The 19,108-nt window shown below is 72.2% G+C and carries 18 protein-coding genes; 3 read left to right on the top strand and 15 right to left on the bottom strand.

Annotated features, from left to right (window positions below):
• Window positions 1–80 precede the first annotated feature (80 nt).
• The 5 genes from dxs to ACQBJO_RS07415 form a co-directional block, all read right to left on the bottom strand.
• Window positions 81–1,943, bottom strand: a complete 1,863-nt coding sequence (dxs, locus tag ACQBJO_RS07435) for a 1-deoxy-D-xylulose-5-phosphate synthase (protein ID WP_421008531.1) — start codon at window positions 1,941–1,943, stop codon at window positions 81–83.
• 101 nt (window positions 1,944–2,044) lie between these two features.
• Entirely contained in the window at window positions 2,045–2,488 is a 444-nt protein-coding gene (locus ACQBJO_RS07430; RefSeq protein ID WP_421008532.1) for a hypothetical protein, read from the bottom strand.
• 188 nt (window positions 2,489–2,676) lie between these two features.
• On the bottom strand, window positions 2,677–5,478 hold the full coding sequence (acnA, locus tag ACQBJO_RS07425; RefSeq protein ID WP_421008533.1) for an aconitate hydratase AcnA: 2,802 nt from the start codon (window positions 5,476–5,478) through the stop codon (window positions 2,677–2,679).
• A gap of 114 nt (window positions 5,479–5,592) precedes the next feature.
• Window positions 5,593–6,900: a class I SAM-dependent RNA methyltransferase gene (locus tag ACQBJO_RS07420; RefSeq protein ID WP_421008534.1), complete on the bottom strand. Its 1,308-nt coding sequence runs from the start codon at window positions 6,898–6,900 to the stop codon at window positions 5,593–5,595.
• Entirely contained in the window at window positions 6,897–8,906 is a 2,010-nt protein-coding gene (locus tag ACQBJO_RS07415; protein ID WP_421008535.1) for an APC family permease, read from the bottom strand. The genes ACQBJO_RS07420 and ACQBJO_RS07415 overlap by 4 nt, the downstream gene beginning before the upstream one ends.
• A gap of 39 nt (window positions 8,907–8,945) precedes the next feature.
• Here ACQBJO_RS07415 and ACQBJO_RS07410 point away from each other — a divergent pair, with 39 nt between their 5' ends.
• Both ACQBJO_RS07410 and ACQBJO_RS07405 read left to right on the top strand, forming a co-directional pair.
• Window positions 8,946–9,611, top strand: a complete 666-nt coding sequence (locus ACQBJO_RS07410) for a potassium channel family protein (RefSeq protein WP_421008536.1) — start codon at window positions 8,946–8,948, stop codon at window positions 9,609–9,611.
• Between the two features lie 3 nt (window positions 9,612–9,614).
• Window positions 9,615–10,298, top strand: a complete 684-nt coding sequence (locus ACQBJO_RS07405) for a potassium channel family protein (RefSeq protein ID WP_255186117.1) — start codon at window positions 9,615–9,617, stop codon at window positions 10,296–10,298.
• A 39-nt stretch (window positions 10,299–10,337) separates the two neighbouring features.
• Here the strand turns inward: ACQBJO_RS07405 and ACQBJO_RS07400 are convergent, their stop codons facing one another.
• The 7 genes from ACQBJO_RS07400 to ACQBJO_RS07370 form a co-directional block, all read right to left on the bottom strand.
• Complete coding sequence (locus ACQBJO_RS07400) at window positions 10,338–11,057, bottom strand: DUF3159 domain-containing protein (protein ID WP_421008537.1); 720 nt, start codon at window positions 11,055–11,057, stop codon at window positions 10,338–10,340.
• Window positions 11,047–11,415, bottom strand: a complete 369-nt coding sequence (locus ACQBJO_RS07395) for an OB-fold nucleic acid binding domain-containing protein (RefSeq protein WP_255186115.1) — start codon at window positions 11,413–11,415, stop codon at window positions 11,047–11,049. The genes ACQBJO_RS07400 and ACQBJO_RS07395 overlap by 11 nt, the downstream gene beginning before the upstream one ends.
• Window positions 11,415–12,146 (bottom strand): DUF3710 domain-containing protein, encoded by a 732-nt coding sequence (locus ACQBJO_RS07390; RefSeq protein WP_421008538.1) that lies wholly within the window; start codon window positions 12,144–12,146, stop codon window positions 11,415–11,417. The genes ACQBJO_RS07395 and ACQBJO_RS07390 overlap by 1 nt, the downstream gene beginning before the upstream one ends.
• Window positions 12,146–12,628 carry a dUTP diphosphatase gene (gene dut, locus ACQBJO_RS07385; protein ID WP_421008539.1) on the bottom strand — a complete coding sequence of 161 codons (483 nt, stop codon included), beginning with the start codon at window positions 12,626–12,628 and terminating at the stop codon, window positions 12,146–12,148. Before dut ends, ACQBJO_RS07390 begins: the two co-directional genes overlap by 1 nt.
• Window positions 12,629–12,631: 3 nt before the next feature.
• Window positions 12,632–12,931, bottom strand: coding sequence for a DUF4193 domain-containing protein (locus ACQBJO_RS07380; RefSeq protein ID WP_068317285.1), 300 nt, complete (start codon window positions 12,929–12,931; stop codon window positions 12,632–12,634).
• A gap of 129 nt (window positions 12,932–13,060) precedes the next feature.
• The gene (locus ACQBJO_RS07375; protein ID WP_421008540.1) at window positions 13,061–13,936 is read right to left on the bottom strand and encodes an inositol monophosphatase family protein; all 876 of its coding nucleotides are present in this window, start codon (window positions 13,934–13,936) and stop codon (window positions 13,061–13,063) included.
• A 1-nt stretch (window position 13,937) separates the two neighbouring features.
• Window positions 13,938–15,047, bottom strand: coding sequence for a ferrochelatase (locus tag ACQBJO_RS07370; protein WP_421008541.1), 1,110 nt, complete (start codon window positions 15,045–15,047; stop codon window positions 13,938–13,940).
• 92 nt (window positions 15,048–15,139) lie between these two features.
• On the opposite strand from ACQBJO_RS07370, the gene sepH reads away from it, so the two are divergent.
• Entirely contained in the window at window positions 15,140–16,477 is a 1,338-nt protein-coding gene (gene sepH, locus ACQBJO_RS07365; RefSeq protein ID WP_421008542.1) for a septation protein SepH, read from the top strand.
• Window positions 16,478–16,645: 168 nt separating this feature from the next.
• Here sepH and ACQBJO_RS07360 read toward each other — a convergent pair whose 3' ends face one another.
• The 3 genes from ACQBJO_RS07360 to ACQBJO_RS07350 are packed head-to-tail and all read right to left on the bottom strand — an operon-like array spanning window position 16,646 to window position 19,102.
• Window positions 16,646–17,326: a thymidine kinase gene (locus ACQBJO_RS07360; RefSeq protein ID WP_255186109.1), complete on the bottom strand. Its 681-nt coding sequence runs from the start codon at window positions 17,324–17,326 to the stop codon at window positions 16,646–16,648.
• Between the two features lies 1 nt (window position 17,327).
• Window positions 17,328–18,488: an alkaline phosphatase family protein gene (locus ACQBJO_RS07355; protein ID WP_421008543.1), complete on the bottom strand. Its 1,161-nt coding sequence runs from the start codon at window positions 18,486–18,488 to the stop codon at window positions 17,328–17,330.
• Window positions 18,489–18,496: 8 nt separating this feature from the next.
• Window positions 18,497–19,102 carry a DUF5998 family protein gene (locus ACQBJO_RS07350; RefSeq protein WP_421008544.1) on the bottom strand — a complete coding sequence of 202 codons (606 nt, stop codon included), beginning with the start codon at window positions 19,100–19,102 and terminating at the stop codon, window positions 18,497–18,499.
• Between the last annotated feature and the right edge of the window lie 6 nt (window positions 19,103–19,108).

Genomic DNA, 19,108 nt, shown 5'->3' with positions numbered 1-19,108 from the left:
GTCGCACCACTCTTGGCGCCGGGTCATGGCATGCCGCACCACGACGAAGGGGGTTCCGCCCCCTTCGTCTCGTGGTCGGTTCAGAGGTGCGCGCGCAGCCGCTCGACGATCGGCTCGGGAGTCAGCCCGACGCTCTCGAGCACCTGGGCCCGCGAGGCGTGGGCGAGGAACTCCTTGGGCAGGCCGAAGCGGTGCACCGGGGCGGTGACCCCGGCCTCGTCGAGGACGCGGGCGACCTCGGCGCCGACGCCGCCGGAGACGTTGTTGTCCTCGATGACGGCGACCCGGCCGGAGCGAGCGGCGAGCTCGACGAGGGCAGCGGGCACCGGCAGGACCCAGCGGGGGTCGACGACCAGCGTCGAGTGGCCCTCTGCCGCAAGCTTTTCGGCGACCGTCGTCGCCGTGCCGGCCATCGAGCCGACCGAGACGACGAGCACCTCGGGGTCGACCGCCGGGTCACCGGCGAGGACGTCGAGCCCGTCGACCGTCGCGACGGCCTCGAGCGGGTCGGCGACGCTGCCCTTGGGGAAGCGGATGACCGTCGGGCCGTCCTCGACGTCGACGGCCTCGCGCAGGGCGACCCTGATCTGCTGCCCGTCGCGGGGGGCGGCCAGGCGCAGGCCGGGCACGATGCTCGCGAGCGACATGTCCCACATGCCGTGGTGGCTGGCGCCGTCGGGGCCGGTCACGCCGGAGCGGTCGAGGACGAAGGTCACGCCTGCCTTGTGCATGGCGCAGTCCATGAGCAGCTGGTCGAAGGCGCGGTTCAAGAAGGTCGCGTAGATCGCGACGACCGGGTGCATCCCGGCGAAGGCGAGTCCGGCCGCCATGGTCGTCGCGTGCTGCTCGGCGATGCCGACGTCGAAGATCCGGTCCGGGTGGGCCAGCGCGAAGGGCTGCAGCCCGACGGGCATCATCATCGCGGCGGTGATCGCGACGACCTCGGGCCGCTCGGCCCCGAGCGCGAGCATCTCGTCGCCGAACTCGTCGGTCCACGAGCGACCGGCGATCTCGAGCGGCAGGCCGGTCTCGGGGTTGATCTTGCCGACGGCGTGGAACTGGTCGGCCTCGTCACCGACCGCGTGCTCGTAGCCGCGGCCCTTCTGCGTGATGACGTGGACGAGGACCGGCCCGCCGAAGGCCTTGGCCCGGCGCAGCGCCTGCTCGACACTCGCCTCGTCGTGCCCGTCGACGGGGCCGACGTACTTGATGCCGAGGTCCTCGAACATCCCCTGCGGCGCCCAGAAGTCCTTCGCGCCCTTCTTCATCGAGTGGATGGCCTGGTAGGCCGCCCGCCCGACGACCGGGGTGCGGTTGAGCTTGTCCTTGCCCCAGTCGAGCACCTGCTCGTACTGACGGTTGGTCCGCAGCATCGCGAGGTGGTCGGCGAGGCCGCCGATGGTCGGCGCATAGGAGCGCTCGTTGTCGTTGACGACGATGACGAGCGGCAGGTCCTTGTCGGCCGCGATGTTGTTGAGCGCCTCCCAGGCCATGCCGCCGGTGAGCGCACCGTCGCCGATGACGGCGACGGCGTGCCGCTCCTCGCCGCGCAGGCGGTAGCCCTTGGCGATGCCCTCGGCCCACGACAGAGAGGTCGAGGCGTGGCTGTTCTCCACCACGTCGTGCTCGGACTCGGCGCGGCTGGGGTAGCCGGAGAGCCCGTCACGGGTGCGCAGCGCGCTGAAGTCCTGCCGCCCCGTGAGCAGCTTGTGCACGTAGGACTGGTGACCGGTGTCGAAGACGAGCGTGTCGTCGGGCGAGTCGAAGACCCGGTGCAGGGCGATGGTCAGCTCGACGACGCCGAGGTTGGGGCCGAGGTGCCCGCCGCTGCGTGAGACCTCGGCGACGAGGAAGGAACGGATCTCCTGCGCCAGGGTGTCGAGCAGCTCCTCGGGGAGTCGCTTGAGGTCGGCGGGAGAGGTGATCGTCTCGAGGACTGCCACGCGGGCTTCCTTCCGGTGTCGGGGACCGCCTGAGTCTACGTCTCGAAGGCTGGCACGTGGCTGTGACCCGCCTCGGTCCTCACCACGTCGGGCGAAGGGGGTCACAGCCGCTCGACGAAGACGTTGCCGTCGAGCGCCTCGCGCAGCAGCAGGATGCTGCGCTGCGCCGAGCGCAGCCGCAGACCCTCGTGCTCGAGGCACACGAGCAGGGCGTCGACGGTCCCCTCGGGCAGGGCCTCGGCGAGGTCGACCCGCACGGTGCGATAGGCCTGTCGCATCGCCTCGACCTGGGCGGCGACGTGCTGCTCCGCGAGCCAGGCCAGGGCGACCGGGTGGCGCCGCAGGACCGCGTGCCCGCGGTAGTCGGGCGGGCACAGATCGAGCAGCCACGAGACCGCTGCCGGCTGCCAGCCGCGCACCCCGGGCGGCGGGACCCGGTCCGGCCACCCCGGCGGCCCCCCCTTCGCCCCCGCAGCCTCGGTCCGCGCGCCCGGCGACCCGGGCAGCGCCGTCCGCACCGGCGGACGCACTGACTGATCGAACACGTGTTCGAGTGTACGCCCCTGAACCCACCCCACCAGAACTCTGCAAAACCCTAGGGTCTTGCAGAGTTCGGAGGTCACAACCCTGCACAACCCCAGGGTCCTGCAGGGTGGGGAGCGTGCACAGCACGCACGACGAAGGGGGGCGGCCACCCGTAGGTGGCCACCCCCCTTCGGTGGTGCGTCGGAGGTCAGCCGACGAGCGACCGCAGCACGTACTGCAGGATGCCGCCGTTGCGGTAGTAGTCCGCCTCACCGGGGGTGTCGATGCGCACGACCGCGTCGAACTCCACGCTCTCGCCACCCTCACGGGTCGCCGTGACCTTGACCGTCTTGGGCGTCGAGCCGTTGTTGAGCTCGGTGATGCCCGCGATGTCGAAGGTCTCGGTGCCGTCCAGGCCGAGCGAGTCGGCGCTCTGCCCCTCGGGGAACTGGAGCGGGATGACGCCCATGCCGATGAGGTTGGAGCGGTGGATGCGCTCGTAGGACTGCGCGATGACGGCGCGGACGCCGAGCAGGCGCGTGCCCTTGGCCGCCCAGTCACGCGACGAGCCGGAGCCGTACTCCTTGCCCGCGAGGACGACGAGCGGGACGCCGGCCTCGATGTACTTCTCCGAGGCCTCGAAGATCGTCGTCTGGCCGCCGTCGCCGAGGAAGTCGCGGGTGAAGCCACCCTCGACGCCGTCGAGCAGCTGGTTCTTCAGCCGGATGTTGGCGAAGGTGCCGCGGATCATCACCTCGTGGTTGCCACGGCGCGAGCCGTAGGAGTTGAAGTCCTTGCGCTCCACGCCGTGCTCGGCGAGGTAGACGCCCGCCGGGCTGTCAGCCTTGATCGCACCGGCCGGGCTGATGTGGTCGGTCGTGACCGAGTCACCCAGCTTGGCCAGGACGCGCGCACCGGAGATGTCCTCGACGGCGTCGAGGTCCATCTTCATGCCCTCGAAGTACGGGGGCTTGCGCACGTAGGTCGACTCGTCGGCCCACTCGAAGGTGTTGCCCTCGGGGGTCTCGAGCGAGGTCCAGCGCTCGTCACCGGCGAAGACGTCCGCGTACTTCTCGGTGAACATCTCCTGCGTGACCGCGGTGTCGATCGTGCTCTGCACGTCGGCCGGGTTGGGCCAGATGTCCTTGAGGAAGACGTCGTTGCCGTCGGCGTCCTGGCCGAGGGCCTCGGTCTCGAAGTCGAAGTCCATCGTGCCGGCGAGCGCGTAGGCGATGACGAGCGGCGGCGACGCGAGGTAGTTCATCTTCACGTCGGGGTTGATGCGCCCCTCGAAGTTGCGGTTGCCGGAGAGGACCGAGGTCACGGCGAGGTCGTTGGCGTTGACCGCCTGCGAGACCTCCTCGATGATCGGGCCCGAGTTGCCGATGCACGTCGTGCAGCCGTAGCCGACGAGGTGGTAGCCGAGCTTCTCGAGGTAGGGCCACATGCCGGCCTTCTCGTAGTACTCGGTGACGACCTTCGAGCCCGGCGCCATCGACGTCTTGACCCACGGCTTGACCTGCAGGCCGCGCTCGACGGCGTTCTTCGCGAGCATCGCGGCGGCCATCATGACCGACGGGTTGGACGTGTTGGTGCAGCTGGTGATCGAGGCGATGACGACGTGGCCGTGGTCGATCTCGACCTCGGCGCCGTCGATGACGGCCTTCGCCGGGTTGGAGGCCCGGTCACCGTTGGCGCGCGGCTCGGAGTGCGACGGCCGACCGGCGCTCTCGGACGCCTCGAGTGCGTCGTGGCTCGGGGAGTCGGAGGCCGGGAAGGTGCCGGCGAGCTCGGCGTCGACCGAGGACTTCTCGATGCCGTTGCCGTCGACGACGTAGTTCTTCAGGTCGCCGCGGAACTGCTCCTTGGCCTCGGTGACCGCGATGCGGTCCTGCGGGCGCTTCGGGCCGGCGATCGACGGGACGACCGTCGACAGGTCGAGCTCGAGGTACTCGGAGAAGCGCGGCTCGACGGAGGGGTCGTGCCACATGCCCTGCGTCTTGGCGTAGGCCTCGACGAGGGCGACCTGCTGCTCGGAGCGGCCGGTGAGGCGCAGGTAGTCGAGGGTGACGTCGTCGATGGGGAACATCGCGGCGGTCGAGCCGAACTCGGGGCTCATGTTGCCGATGGTGGCGCGGTTGGCCAGCGGCACCTGGGCGACGCCCTCGCCGTAGAACTCGACGAACTTGCCGACGACGCCGTGGTCACGCAGCATCTCGGTGATCGTCAGGACGACGTCGGTCGCGGTGGCGCCGGCCGGGATCGAGCCGGAGAGCTTGAAGCCGACGACGCGCGGGATGAGCATGGAGACCGGCTGGCCGAGCATGGCCGCCTCGGCCTCGATGCCGCCGACGCCCCAGCCCAGGACGCCCAGGCCGTTCTCCATCGTCGTGTGCGAGTCGGTGCCGACGCAGGTGTCGGGGTAGGCGACGCCGTCGCGGGTCATCGTGACGCGGGCCAGGTGCTCGATGTTGACCTGGTGGACGATGCCGGTGCCCGGGGGGACGACCTTGAAGTCGTCGAAGGCCGTCTGGCCCCAGCGCAGGAACTGGTAGCGCTCGTTGTTGCGCTCGTACTCGAAGTCGACGTTGTGCGCGAAGGCCTGTGCCGTGCCGAACTCGTCGATCTGCACGGAGTGGTCGATGACGAGCTCGGCGGGCGCGAGCGGGTTGATCTTCGTCGGGTCGCCTCCGAGCTCGGCGACGGCCTCGCGCATCGTGGCGAGGTCGACGACGCAGGGGACGCCGGTGAAGTCCTGCATGATCACGCGGGCGGGCGTGAACTGGATCTCGGTCTCGGGCTGGGCGTTCTCGTCCCAGGAGCCGAGCGCGTTGATGTGGTCGGCGGTGACGTTCTCGCCGTCCTCGGTGCGCAGCTGGTTCTCCAGCAGGACCTTGAGGCTGTAGGGCAGGTTCTTCGAGCCCTCGACCTTGTCGATCCGGTAGATCTCGTAGGACTCGTCACCGACGGTGAGCGTGTCCTTGGCGTTGAAGGTGTTCGAGCTGGCCACAGTCGACTCCTCTGTCGTGGTTATCTTGACGTCAAGATAAAACTATCACAGCGCCTGCGGACGCGAACCCACCGGCGCGCTCCCCTGCACTCTTCCCCACGTCGCCCTCCCCTGTCACGGGGCGGGCGGCGCCCCCTTCGGCTCGAAGGTGGCCACGCACTCGACGTGGTGGGTCATCGGGAAGGCGTCGAAGGCCCGCAGGCCCGCCAGGTCGAAGCCCTGGTCCGCGAGGTAGGCGGTGTCCCGGGCCAGTGCCGCGGGGTCGCAGGCGACGTAGACGAGACGACGCGGGCGAAGGGAGGTGAGCGCCTCGACGACCTGGCGTCCGGCCCCGGTGCGGGGCGGGTCCAGGACGACGACGTCCGCGCTCGGCGGCAGCAGGTCGGAGCGCGCCGGGCGGCGCGGCCCGCGGCGGCGGCCCTTGCGGGGCACGCCGAGCAGGTCGTCGACGCGACCCGGCACGACGAGGCCCCACGGGTGACCGGCGAGGTTGTCGCGCAGGTGGTCGGTGGCCCGGCGGTCGGACTCGACGGCGACGAGCTGACCCTCGGGGCCCACGGCCTCGGCGAGCGGGACGGAGAAGAGGCCAACGCCGCTGTAGAGGTCGAGCACCCGCTCCCCCGGCCGGACGTCCGCGGCGGCCAGCACGGCCTCGACGAAGGCGCGGGGGGCATCCCGGTGCACCTGCCAGAAGCCCCGGGCGTCGACGTGCATGGCCCGCTCCCCTGCTGCGGTCACGACGGTCTCGGTCACGGTGATCGGCGGGGTCGGCGCGTCGTGCGGGACCTCGACGACGACGGTGTCGCTCTCCCCCGACGGGACGACGACGTCGAGCGCGCTGATCCCGTCGAGCGCGCCGGGCGCGCTCTCGGTCTCGGCGAGCGCGTCGGTGATCGCCTCGTCGACGGCCGCGACCCCGATCGGGCAGCCGGTCACCGGCACGACGTCGTGGCTGCGGTGCCGGCGCAGGCCGATGCGACCGTCCGCAACGGCGAGCTCGACCCGGGTGCGGTAGCGCAGCCCGTCGTCGTCGGCAAGCGCCTCGACGACGACCTCCCGCTCGACCCCCGCGAGCCGCTGCAGCTGCTCCGCGACGACGGCCGCCTTGAGCTCGCGCTGGTGGGCGGTGTCGACGTGCTGGAAGTCGCAGCCTCCGCACCCGCCGGGCCCGGCGACCGGGCAGCGGGAGGAGACGCGGTGCGGTGATGCCTCGACGACCTCGACGGCGTCGGCCCGCAGGAAGCGGTCACCGGGACCCCCTTCGGTGATCCGGGCACGCACCCGCTCTCCCGGCAGCGTGTGCCGGACGAAGAGCACCCGCCCCTCGTAGCGGGCCACGCAGTGCCCGCCGTGCGCGACGGGGCCCACCTCGACGTCGACCTCGTGCCCCACGGTCAGCTCGTCTGCGCTCGGTCCGGTCATGCTCCACCTCGTCGTACGTCGCCCACCACGGGGCCGTCCATGCGTTCCTCGGCGCCCTCGGAGCTCGCCAGCTGCCAGGGCACGGAGGACACCATGACACCCGGGGTGAAGAGCAGGCGACTGCGCAGCCGCAGCGCCGACTGGTTGTGCAGGGCCTGCTCCCACCAGTGGCCGAGCACGTACTGCGGGATGTAGACGACGACGAGGTCGCGGGGGTTGCCCGACCGGATCGACTTGACGTAGTCGACGACCGGCCGGGTGATCTCGCGGTAGGGCGAGTCGAGCGCCTTGAGCGGCACCGGGATGCCCCGCCGGTCCCACTCGGCCTGCAGGCCGCGCGTCGCCTCGTGGTCGACCTCGACGGTGATCGCCTCGAGCCGCGAGGGCCGGGTCGCCGAGGCATAGGCGAGGGCCCGCAGCGTCGGCCGGTGGATCGTGCTGACGAGCACGATGGCGTGCACGCGCGAGGGCAGCAGTTGGTGCTTCGTGTCGCCCTCGGGCACGGCGAGCTCCTGGCTCACGTGCTGGTAGTGCTTGCTGATCGCGCCCATGAGGACGAAGAGCGCGGCCATCGCGGCCATCGCGAAGCCGGCGCCGTGGGTGAACTTCGTGAGGACGACGACGACGAGGACGACCCCGGACATCAGCGCGCCGACGCCGTTGATCGCCCGGCGGCGCACCATCCGCCGCTGCTCCGGGACGTCCTTCTCCACGGCGAGGTGCCGGTTCCAGTGCCGGACCATGCCGATCTGGCTGAGCGTGAAGGAGACGAAGACGCCGACGATGTAGAGCTGGATGAGCTTGGTGACCTGCGCGTCGTAGATGACGATGAGCAGCGCCGCGGACGCCGCGAGCAGGATGATGCCGTTGCTGAAGGCGAGCCGGTCGCCGCGCGTGTGCAGCTGCCGGGGCAGGAAGCCGTCGCGGGCGAGGATCGAGCCGAGCACGGGGAATCCGTTGAATGCCGTGTTGGCGGCGAGCACGAGGATCAGGCCGGTGACGACCGAGACGATCACGACCCCCGCAGGGAACCCGTCGAAGACCGAGCTGGCCACCTGCGCCATCACCGTGTGCTGGACATAGCTGTCCCCCACTGGGACGCCGTCACGCAGCAGCTGCGTGGCCGGGTCGTCGGCGACCTTGACCCCGGTCCACGTGGCGAGCGCGATCATCGACAGCAGCATGGTGACGGCGATGCCGCCCATGAGCAGCAGCGTCGAGGCGGCGTTGGCGCTCTTGGGCTTGCGGAAGGCGGGCACGCCGTTGCTGATCGCCTCGACACCGGTGAGCGCGGCACAGCCGGACGAGAAGGCGCGCAGCAGCAGGAAGGCCATGGCGAGCGTGCCGAGCTGCTCCATGCCCGGCTCCGGGGCCAGCGTCAGCCCCGCGCTCTCGGCGGGCGGCAGGGAGCCGGTGGCCCGGCGCACGAGGCCGACGAGCGCCATGCCGACGACCGACAGCATGAAGAGATAGGTCGGGATGGCGAAGGCCTTGCCCGACTCGCGCACGCCGCGCAGGTTCATCCCCGTGAGGGCGGCGACGAGGGCGAGCGCACCGAGCACCTCGTGCCCGCGCAGCCAGGGGAAGGCGGCCGCGGCATTCTGCACGCCCGAGGAGATCGACACGGCGACGGTGAGGACGTAGTCGACGAGCAGCGCGCTCGCGACGGTCAGGCCGGCCTTGGGGCCGAGATTGGTGCTCGCGACCTCGTAGTCGCCTCCGCCCGAAGGGTAGGCGTGCACGTTCTGCCGATAGCTCGCGACGACGACGACCATGACCGCGACGACGGCGAGCGCGACCGGCCACGACCGGGTGACGGCGAGGGCGCCTCCGGCGAGCCCCAGGGTGAGCAGGATCTCGTCCGGGGCGTAGGCCACGGAGCTCAGTGCGTCGCTGGCGAAGACGGGTAGGGCGAGCCGCTTGGGAAGGAGGGTCTCGCCGAGCCGATCGCTGCGCATCGCGCGACCGACGAGGAGACGCTTGATGAGTCGTCCTGAAGACACCACGCGAGTGTAGGCCCGTCCCGGGAGGGGTACCGTCAACCCGTGCACTTCGTCATCATGGGCTGCGGCCGCGTGGGCGCCTCGCTCGCCCGATCCCTCGAGCGCCTCGGGCACGACGTGGCCGTCGTCGACCAGGACCCGGCCGCCTTCCGCCGCCTCGGCAGCGAGTTCAGCGGGCGCCGCGTGGCCGGCGTCGGCTTCGACCGCGACACCCTCCTGCAGGCCGGCATCGAGGAGGCCTATGCCCTCGCGGCGGTCTCCAGCGGCGACAACTCCAACATCCTCGCCGCCCGGGTGGCCCGCGAGACCTTCGGGGTCGAGCACGTCGTCGCCCGCATCTACGACCCGGACCGGGCGCAGGTCTACCAGCGCCTGGGCATCCCCACGGTCGCGACCGTGCGCTGGACCGCCGACCAGGTGTTGCGGCGCATGCTCCCCCAGGGGCAGGCGACCGAGATGACCGACGCCTCCGGCCGCCTCGTCATCGCCGAGATCCAGGTCTCCCCGGCCTGGGTCGGCCATCGCCTGACGCGACTCGAGGAGGCGACCGACGCCCGCATCGCCTATGTCACCCGCCTCGGCGAGGGCATCATCCCCGGCCCCGAGACGGTCCACCAGGAGGGCGACCTCGTGCACCTCGTCATCCCGCGCGACCGTGTCCCCGACGTCGAGCGCGTCCTCGACGGCCACCCCCCGCAGGAGGTCTGAGTCATGCGTGTCGTCATCGTCGGCGCCGGGTCGGTCGGCCGGTCCATCGCCCAGGAGCTCCTGCAGAACGAGCACGCCGTCCTGCTCATCGACAAGGACGCCAACGAGAGCCGGGTCAACAAGCTGCCGGACGCCAGCTGGCTCTCCGGCGACGCCTGCGAGCTCTCGACGCTCCAGGAGGCCGAGGTCCAGACCTGCGACGTCGTCGTCTGCGCCACGGGTGACGACAAGGCCAACCTCGTCGTCTCGCTGCTCGCCAAGACCGAGTTCGGCGTCCCGCGCACCGTCGCCCGCGTCAACAACCCCAAGAACGAGTGGATGTTCGACGAGTCCTGGGGTGTCGACGTCGCCGTCTCGACGCCGCGCCTGATGACCGCTCTCGTCGAGGAGGCCGTGAGCGTCGGCGACCTCGTGCGCATCTTCGACTTCCAGCAGGGCAATGCGTCGATGGCCGAGATCACCCTGCCCGCCGACAACCCCAATGTCGGGCGTCGCGTCGGCGACATCGACTTCCCTGCCGACACCCTCCTCGTCGGCATCATCCGCGACGGTCGCCCCTTCGGCCCCACGGCCGACGACTCCCTCGAGGCGCACGACGAGCTGCTGCTGCTCACCACCGCCGACGCGGAGCCGGAGCTCGAGGCGATGATGCGCCCGGGCGCCGCACCCCGGCGCCGCCCCGCGTGACCCCATGACGAAGGGGAGGCCCCTCCCCTTCGTCCGTGGTCAGGCCCGGGTGACGTCGACCGGCTGGACCAGCTCGTCGTCGGGGTCGATCGGGGTGTGGCCCTTCATGAGCATCGCGCCCATGACGGCCACCGCGCCGACCCACAGCGGCCAGCCGAGCGCGACCTTGGCGATCGTCAGACCGGCGACATTGCCCGCGAGGTAGAGCGGGCCCATGATGCCGACGCGGATGACGTAGACCGCGACGAGCACGAGCGTCAGGCGGCTGCACACGCGCACGGCCGCCGCATTGCGGCGCCAGCGGAAGGGATCACCCGCGGCGACCGCCGCCTGGTCGGCCACGCCGACCATCAGCCCCACGACCGGCCAGCGGACGAGGACCGACACGAGCGAGCCGACGAGGTAGGCCAGCGAGGTGAGGATGCCGGGGAGGAAGGCGTCCTCGGCATTGCCCGAGCGCAGCGCGAAGAAGGCCGCGAGCCCGGTGGCGAAGATCGAGGTGAGGACGTACTGGAGCGTCTGGCGCTGCGCGAGACGCGCGACGGCGAGGACGACGGTCAGCGCAGCCGCCGAGCCGAGCGAGAGGGTGCGGTCCTTCGTCACCGACCACACGACGACGAAGACGAGCATCGGCAGCGCGGCCTCGAGGGAACCGCGCAGACCGCCGAAGGCCTCGCCGAGGCGGTGCCGGATGAGCGCCTCGACCGTGGGGTGGACCGGCGCGGAGATCGCGGGGGCGTCCGGCCCGTCAGCCGCCATGGCCGGGGAGGATCTCGTAGGCGGGGTTGTACATGACCGGTGTGCCCTTGGGGCGGCACACGAGGCCGGTGGCCTTGACGTAGGCGCCGGGGTTGATCCCCCCGATGCTGCGGCGGCCGAGCCAGACCAGCTGCACGGTGGCCGACCCGGTGAAGACGTCGGCCACGAGCGCCGGGACGGTGACCTTGGGGCGCAGGGTCACGGCCGTGACGGTGCCGGCCACGGTGACGACCTCGCGGTCGGTCGACTCGGTGATCTGGGTGCAGCCGTGGGCGGTTGCCGCGTCGCGCAACTCGTCGGCCGCGACCTCGTCGTCGGAGCGGCCGAGGTCGATGAGTCGACGCAGCAGGGTGGCCATCAGCGCACCTCGGTGATCTCGGGGCCGCGCTCGAAGGGCTTGAGGTCGTCGACCGGGCCCTCGGGCTCGGTCGGGGCCTGCGACCGGGACTGCCGGGCCACGGGCATCTTCAGCGGCAGCATCTCGCGCGGGGCGCGCGGGTCGTCGCCGCGGACGACGACCGCGCTGCGCACGATCTCGTCGAGGTCGGCGCGGGCGGCGTCGTCGACGGCGGCCGAGCCGGAGTAGACGGCCCGCAGGAACCACCGCGGTCCGTCGACGCCGGCGAAGACGGCCGGGGCGAAGACGGTGCGCCCCTGGGGCCCGGGCTGGGCCAGCCGGCTGCGCAGCTCGTCGCCGAAGGGACCGCTCACGACCTCGACCGTGCCGCCGCTGCCGGAGATCATCTCGGAGATCTCGTCGCGGATGTCGCCCCAGATGCCGGCCGAGCGCGGGGCGGCGAAGACCTGCAGCTGGACGGCGCCGTGGTCGTCACCGAGCTGGACGGCGGTGACCTCGTTGGACTCCTGGTCGACCTCGACGCGCAGCTCGATGCCCTCGCGGGCGGGCGCGATGAGGAGGGAGCCCAGGTCGACGAGGTGGTCGACGTCGGTGACGTCGCCGAAGTCGTGCGGTCCGTCGGTGGACAGGCCACCGCTCGCGGGGCCGGTCGCCTCGGCGCCGGCCTGCGTCGTCGTGTCCTGCTCGGTGCTCGCCTCGGAGGAGGCGGCCTTCTTCTTGCGCCCGAACATCACTCACGTCCTGTCGTCGACTGTGGGCCGAAGCCCCCACTGGATCCGTGTCCAGTCTCACCCCGGGGGCTGGGTGGAAGCGAATCGACCGTCTCGAAGCGGCCCTCGCCGACCTCTTGGAGCACGAGCTGGGCGATCCGGTCGCCGACGTGCACGGTGAAGCTCTCGCGCGGGTCGAGGTTGACCAGGTTGACGAGGATCTCGCCGCGATAGCCCGAGTCGACGGTGCCGGGCGCGTTGACCACGGAGATGCCGTGGCGCGCCGCGAGGCCGGAGCGGGGGTGCACGAGCCCCACCCATCCGGCGGGCAGGGCGATCGAGACGCCCGTGGGCACGAGGGAACGCTCCCCCGGTGCGAGGGTCACCTCCTCGACGGAGGTGAGGTCCGCACCCGCGTCGCCGGGCTTGGCGTAGGCGGGCAGGACCGCGTCCCGGTGCACGAGGTGCACCGGGACCGGGACCTGACGGGCTCCGTCAGCCACGGCTCACGCGGCGCACTCGGTGCAGACCGGACCGTTCTTGCCGTCGCTCGCCAGCTGGCTGCGGTGGTGGACGAGGAAACAGCTCGTGCAGGTGAACTCGTCGGCCTGGCGCGGGACGACCCGCACCGACATCTCCTCGCCGGAGAGGTCGGCGCCGGGCAGCTCGAAGCCTTCGGCCATCTCCGTCTCGTCGACGTCGACGTTTGCGGAGGTCGCGTCGCCGCGACGGGACTTGAGCTCCTCGATGGAGTCCTCGGACAGGTCGTCGTCGGTCTTGCGAGGGGCGTCGTAATCGGTCGCCATCTCTCCTGATTCCTTGGGGGTAGCAGGGCTGAAATCGTGATGCGCCGTCATCAACGCAGCGAATGCTGAATTTGTGCCCGGCGCGCCGGATTGTGCCCCATTGCGGTGACGAAAGCCACCTCTATGACGTCACCGACCGGATCGTGGTCCGACCCGCCCCACTCCGTCGACGAGCAGCGCGAGCAGATCGGCGTGCAGGCCGGGCGCCCCGGCGACCGTCATGGCCTCCCGGGGAGCCTGCCCGTCGAGGTCGGTGACGAGCGCGCCGGCCTCCGTCGCGACGAGCCAGCCGGCGGCCATGTCCCAGGGGTTGAGCCCCCGCTCGTAGTAGACGTCCAGGCTCCCCTCGGCCACCCGGCACAGGTCGAGGGCGGCGCTGCCGAGGCGGCGGATGTCGCGGACCCGGGGCAGCACGTGCGTGAGCAGTGCGGCCTGCCAGGCGCGCCCGTCGGCGTCGTAGCCGAAGCCGGTGCCGCACAGGGCGAGGCCGAGGTCGGTCTCGGCGACGCGCAGGCGCTGCGGGGTGCCGTCGCCGACGGCGCGCCAGGCACCGCCGCCGCTCCACGCGCTGTAGCGCTCCCCCGTCACGGGGTTGACGACGGCACCGGCCACCGGTCGCCAGGCGCCGTCGCGCGTCGGGTCGCCGACGACGGCCGCGACGGAGACGCAGTAGGCGGGGATCTCGTAGAGGTAGTTGACCGTCCCGTCGATGGGGTCGACGACCCAGGTGATGCCGGAGGTCCCGGCCCGACCGCCCCGCTCCTCCCCCGCGAAGCCGTCGTCCGGACGCAGCTCCCCCAGCCGGCTCAGCAGGTGGTCCTGGCTGCGCTGGTCCATGACGGTGACGACGTCGGTGCGCGAGCTCTTGGTCTCGGCGACGCCGAGGTCGCGGGGGCGCCCGGCGGTGATCAGCTCGCCCGCCTCGAGCGCCACGGCCAGGGCCGTGCGGGCGAGGTCGGCGGGGTCGACCCCGGCAGGCAGGTCGGGCGGGGTGGGCGCCGTCATGTCAGTCCGATCCGCACAGCGCAGGACGCGCCTCGCGCAGGTTGGGGCAGCAGCCGGCCGGGCAGACCGCGGGGTGGGAGTCGAGGTCGCGCCACGTGGCGCGCACCGGCTGCTCGCCGCGGGCCTGGGCGGCCCGCTCGAGCATGACGTCGACAAGACCGCGGACGAAGTCGCCGTCAGCTCCGGGGGTCGGCACCCGGGTCATCCCCAGGCCAACCTCTGCCGCGGTCTCGGCGGCCTCGACGTCGAGGTCGTGGGTGACCTCCATGTGGTCGGAGACGAATCCGATCGGCACGACGACGACGTGCCGCAGCCCCTCGTCGGCGAGCTCGCGCAGGCGGTCGTTGACGTCCGGCTCGAGCCACGGCGTGCGCGGCGAGCCCGAGCGGGAGCAGAAGGAGAGCCCCGCCGGCAGGTCCGTGCCCAGGACCGCGTCGACCTCGGCGGTGATCGCCGCGGCGAGCTCGGCCTGGTCGGCGGAGTAGGCACGCCCGTCCCCGTCTCCCGGGCCGGAGGTCTCGTCCATCGCGTCGGGGATCGAGTGCGTGACGTAGAGCAGGGCGACCCCGTCGGCACCGACGCGCTCCACGGCACCACGGGCGGCGTCGAGCGTGTGCCGGGCGAGCGTCGCAGCGAAGCCCGGGTGCTCGCCGAACGGCCGGACCTTGTCGACGACGAGACCCTCCCTCCCTTCGACCGCATCGGCCAGGCCCTCGCGGTACTGACGGCAGGACGAATAGCTGCGCCAGGCACTCGTCGGCACGACGAGGACGCGGCGGGCACCGCCGGCCTCCAGCTCGTCGAGCGCCTCCGTGACGAAGGGGGTGGAGTTGCGGTTGCCGAGGACCACCGGCAGCGGGCACTCGCGGGCGGCGAGCTCGGCGACGAGGTCGGCGACGAGGCGCCGGTTGAGCGCCGGCAGCGGGCTGACGCCGCCGACCCGCTCGTAGTGGGCAGCGACCTCGACGAGACGCTCGTCGGGCACGCCCCGACCGGCAGTCACCCGGCGGAGGAAGGGCAGGACCTCGTCGGGCCCCTCGGGACCGCCGAAGGACTGCACGAGGACCGCGTCGTAGGGGCGAAGTGGGTGATCGGTCATGGGGTCGGGCATGGACACAAGGTAACCCTGCGGCGTGTGCGTCACCGGATCGGGCGCGGCAGGTGGCAGAGTCGTGCCGAGCACGAAGACGAGAGGGATTGTTGATGCGCGACCTGCGACTCATCGGGGTGCATGACGACGGCGAGCACCTCGTGGTGACCGACGATGCCGGCGAGGAGTACCGCCTGCGCATCGACGAGCCCCTGCGCGCCGCCGCGCGCCGTGACCGCCCGCGGCTGGGCCAGCTGCAGATCGCGATCGACAACAACGTGCGCCCGCGCGAGGTGCAGGCCATGATCCGCGCCGGCGCCAGCGCCGACGAGGTCGCCGCCCGCACCGGGTGGGACCTCGACAAGATCGCCCGCTTCGAGGGGCCGGTGCTCGCCGAGCGCGAGCACGTAGCCAGCCGCGCCCAGACCGTGCGCATGCGCGGCACCAACCAGGCCGGCTCCCCGGAGACCCTCGCCCAGCGTGCCGCGACGCGCCTGACCGGCCGCGGCGTCGAGCCGTCCTCCGTCGAGTGGGATGCCTTCCGCGACGCCGAGGGCCAGTGGACCGTCTCCGCGGTCTTCGCCGCTGGCGGCCGGGACCGCACGGCGACGTGGTGGTTCGACCTCGCCGGCATGAGCGTCGTCGCCAAGAACGACGAGGCCAAGTGGCTCTCCGAGGCCGACACCCCCGCTGCGGGGCCCGTGCCGACGGCCGTGCACCGGCCGACCGCGGTCTTCGACGTCGAGGTCGAGGAGACCAAGGCCGAGCGCGCCAGCCGCGCATCGACCGACGAGCTGATCAACTCCATGCGCGAGCACTCCGGCGCCAAGAGCCGCCGGCGCGGCGGGCGACGCAAGCGCTCAGCCGAGCCGACCGGCGCCCAGCCGACGGATGTCGCGCTCCCCCTCGACGAGCTGCCGCCCCCGGCCGGCGGCACGCACCCGCGTGACGAGGAGCCTGCCGACTCCGGTGCTTCTGCCCCGCGGCCGGCCGCCGCAGAGCGCCGTGCCCCTGCGGCCGCCGCTGCCACGCCCGAGCCGGCCGTGCCGGAGCGCGGGCAGGCCGAGCCCGAGCCCGAGCCGGAGCAGACCGAGCCGGCCGAGCAGGCAGTCGCCGACGACGAGGCACCGCAGCAGGTCTCCCGCGCCAACCAATCAGCGGGCGAGGGCGCCGACCCGTCGGGCAAGACTGCCTCCAACTCGTCGTCCACCGACGAGAAGCCCTCGGCCGACGTGGAGGCTGACGAGTCGGACTCGACTCCCACCGCCGGGGCCGAGCCCGCCGACAGCGCCGACACCGTTTCCGAGGCATCGGACGACGCACCGGAGCAAGACGACACGCAGCAGGACGACGCCGAGCAGCAGGAGCCCCAGGGCAAGGGGCGGGGCCGCAAGGGCCGCGCCAGCGTGCCGAGCTGGGACGACGTGATGTTCGGGACCACCCGCGACTGACCCGACGCCGGCACCCGGGCTGCGCCCGGCCCCTGCTGAACTCTGCACAACCCCAGGGCTGTGCACGGCCCCTGCTAACTCTGCACAACCCGAGGGTCTTGCAGAGTTCGGGGCTCGCCCTCTCAACCCTGCAAAACCCTAGGGTTGTGCGGAGTTCGGACTCCGACGTCAGGTCGGCGGCGGGACCGGGCAGGCGTCGAGGTCGAAGGGCAGGACGTCCGCCGACTGCGCGACGGCTCGTGCGGCGCGCGAGCTCATCCGTCGCATGTGGTGCCGTCGGCAGAGCACCTCGTACTCGACCTCGGCCTCGTGCTGCGGGTTCGCGGTGTCGCCGACGACGACCTGCTCCCCCTCGACGACCATGACGCCGTCGACGACGCGGGCATTGTGCGTCGCCCGGCGCCCGCACCAGCACAGCGCCGAGACCTGCAGCACCTGGGTGCGGTCGGCGAGCTCGATGAGCCGCTGGCTGCCCGGGAAGAGCTGGGTGCGGAAGTCGCTCGTGATGCCGAAGGCGTAGACCTCGATGTCGAGCTCGTCGACGATCCGCGCGAGCTGGTCGACCTGCTCGGGGGTGTAGAACTGCGCCTCGTCGCAGATGAGGTAGTCGACACGGCCGCCGGCGGTCAGCTGGGCGACGACCGTGTCCCACAGGTCGAGGTCTTCGGCGACCTCGACGGCCGGGGTGGACAGACCCAGTCGGGAGGAGAGGACGGCCTCGCCGGAGCGGTCGAGGCGGGTGAGGATGATGCCGACCCGCCCCCGGGCCCGGTGGTTGTGGTCCATCTGCAGGGCGAGCGTGGACTTGCCGCAGTCCATCGTCCCGGCGAAGAAGCTCAGCTCTGCCACGTCACTGCTCCTGGGCGTCGAGGACGAGCCACGGGATCGTGACCTCGTCGGCGGTGATCGAGCCGTGCACGCCGAGCAGCGCCCGCAGCTCCGGGCGGTGGCGTCGCGAGTCGACGACGGCGACAGGGCCGGTCATCGCGGCGATGACGTCGCCGATCCGCGGCCGCACCGTCTCGCTCACGGGACCGAACCACCCGCGGGCGATCGCGTCGTCGGCGTCGAGCACGAGCGCGTCGTCGCCGAGCCGCCCGCGCCAGGTCGCCAGCACGTCGTCACGGGCACCCGGGGTGACGTGCAGCTGCAGGCAGCGCGGCTCGCCCGACACGTGCCGCACGCCGGCGTCGAGCTCGGCGTCGTCCGCCAGGTCGGGCCGGGACTCGAGCGGGACGTCGACCATCCCGTGGTCGGCGGTGATGTGCAGCGCCGTGTCGCGCGGGAGGAGGGAGGCGAGGCGGGCGAGCTGCGCGTCGACCTCCTCGAGCTCCTCGCCCCACTCCAGCGAGCCGACGCCGTGGACGTGGCCGACCTTGTCGACATCGCCCCAGTAGAGGTAGACGAGCGAGCGCGGCGCTGCGCGCAGGGCGGTCACGGTCGCGTCGACGCGGGCCGCCAGGCTGTTGGCTGCGGTGAAGCGGCCACCGCGCAGGGCCGCCTCGGTGAGCCCGGAGCCGTCGAAGAAGCCCGGTCCGACGCGGTTGACGGCCACCCCGGCCGCCTGCGCCGCCTCGAAGACCGTCGGGGTCGGCTGCCACCGGTGGGGCTGCGGCCCGTCCTCCCACGACAGCTCGTTGAAGACGCTGTCGGTGTCGGGGTCGTAGGCCTCGTAGCCGACGAGCCCGTGGACACCGGCGAGGACCCCGGTGCCGAAGGTGCCCATCGACGTCGCGGTCGTCGACGGGAAGCCGCAGTCGATGGTCACGGCGGCCTGCGGGTCCTGCAGGAGCCGCCGCAGGAAGGGCGCGTGCCCGCCGCGTCGGGCCAGCAGCGCGGCACCGAGCCCGTCCACGAGGACGACGACGGCCCGGCGGGCGGGACGAAGGGGGCGGTCCCCCGCCTTGGTCAGCCCGGGCACTCCCAGGCTCGTGGCGACGGCGGGCAGGACGCGGTCGAGCCGCGGGGTGGTCGGCAGAAGCGGTCCGTGGGCGTGGTCGTGGTGGGCCATGCGCCGGATCAGTGGCCGATGCTCGCCGAGAGGTCCCGGGCGAACTCGATGGCCCGGTCGAGCGCGACCCGACCCTCGGCCTCGGCGCTGATGCGCAGGGCGATGTCGTCGCTCGCGATGGTGCCCTCGTAGCCGTGGTCGCCGCCGTCGCAGTCGGGGTCGTTGCACAGCGCGGGGAGCAGGTCGACCCGGCTGACGGCACCCCAGCCGATGGTGAGGGTCAGCTCGCGACCGAGGGAACCCGGCACGTAGCGGGATGGGTCGCCGACGACGTGCGTGAGCATCACGCCGCGCACCGACGACAGCGGGATGCACTCGGTCGTCGCCGTCGCGATCTCCTGCGCGCCGGAGAAGTGGTCGGGGTAGTCGTCGGCGTGCGCGACGACCAGGCGGGTCGCCGTGCGGGCGAAGACGGTGATGTGCCGACGCACGGTGTCCTGGTCGAAGGTCGTCTCCTGGTGGACGAGGTGCCCGTGGACCTCCTCGGTGCCCACGGCCGCCTTGACCACGTCGCCGACGAGCGCCGGGTAGTAGCCCGCCCGCTCGATGTCGGCGGTGAGTACGTCAGGCAGGCTGATCGCGGTGAGGTCGGCGTGTGCGGGCATGCCCGCCATTGTGCC

This window comes from Janibacter zhangyanbonis, from assembly GCF_050507325.1.
Classification (GTDB): Bacteria; Actinomycetota; Actinomycetes; order Actinomycetales; family Dermatophilaceae; genus Janibacter.
Note: the sequence above shows the minus strand (reverse complement) of the source record. Positions and strands in the feature narration are given on the sequence as shown.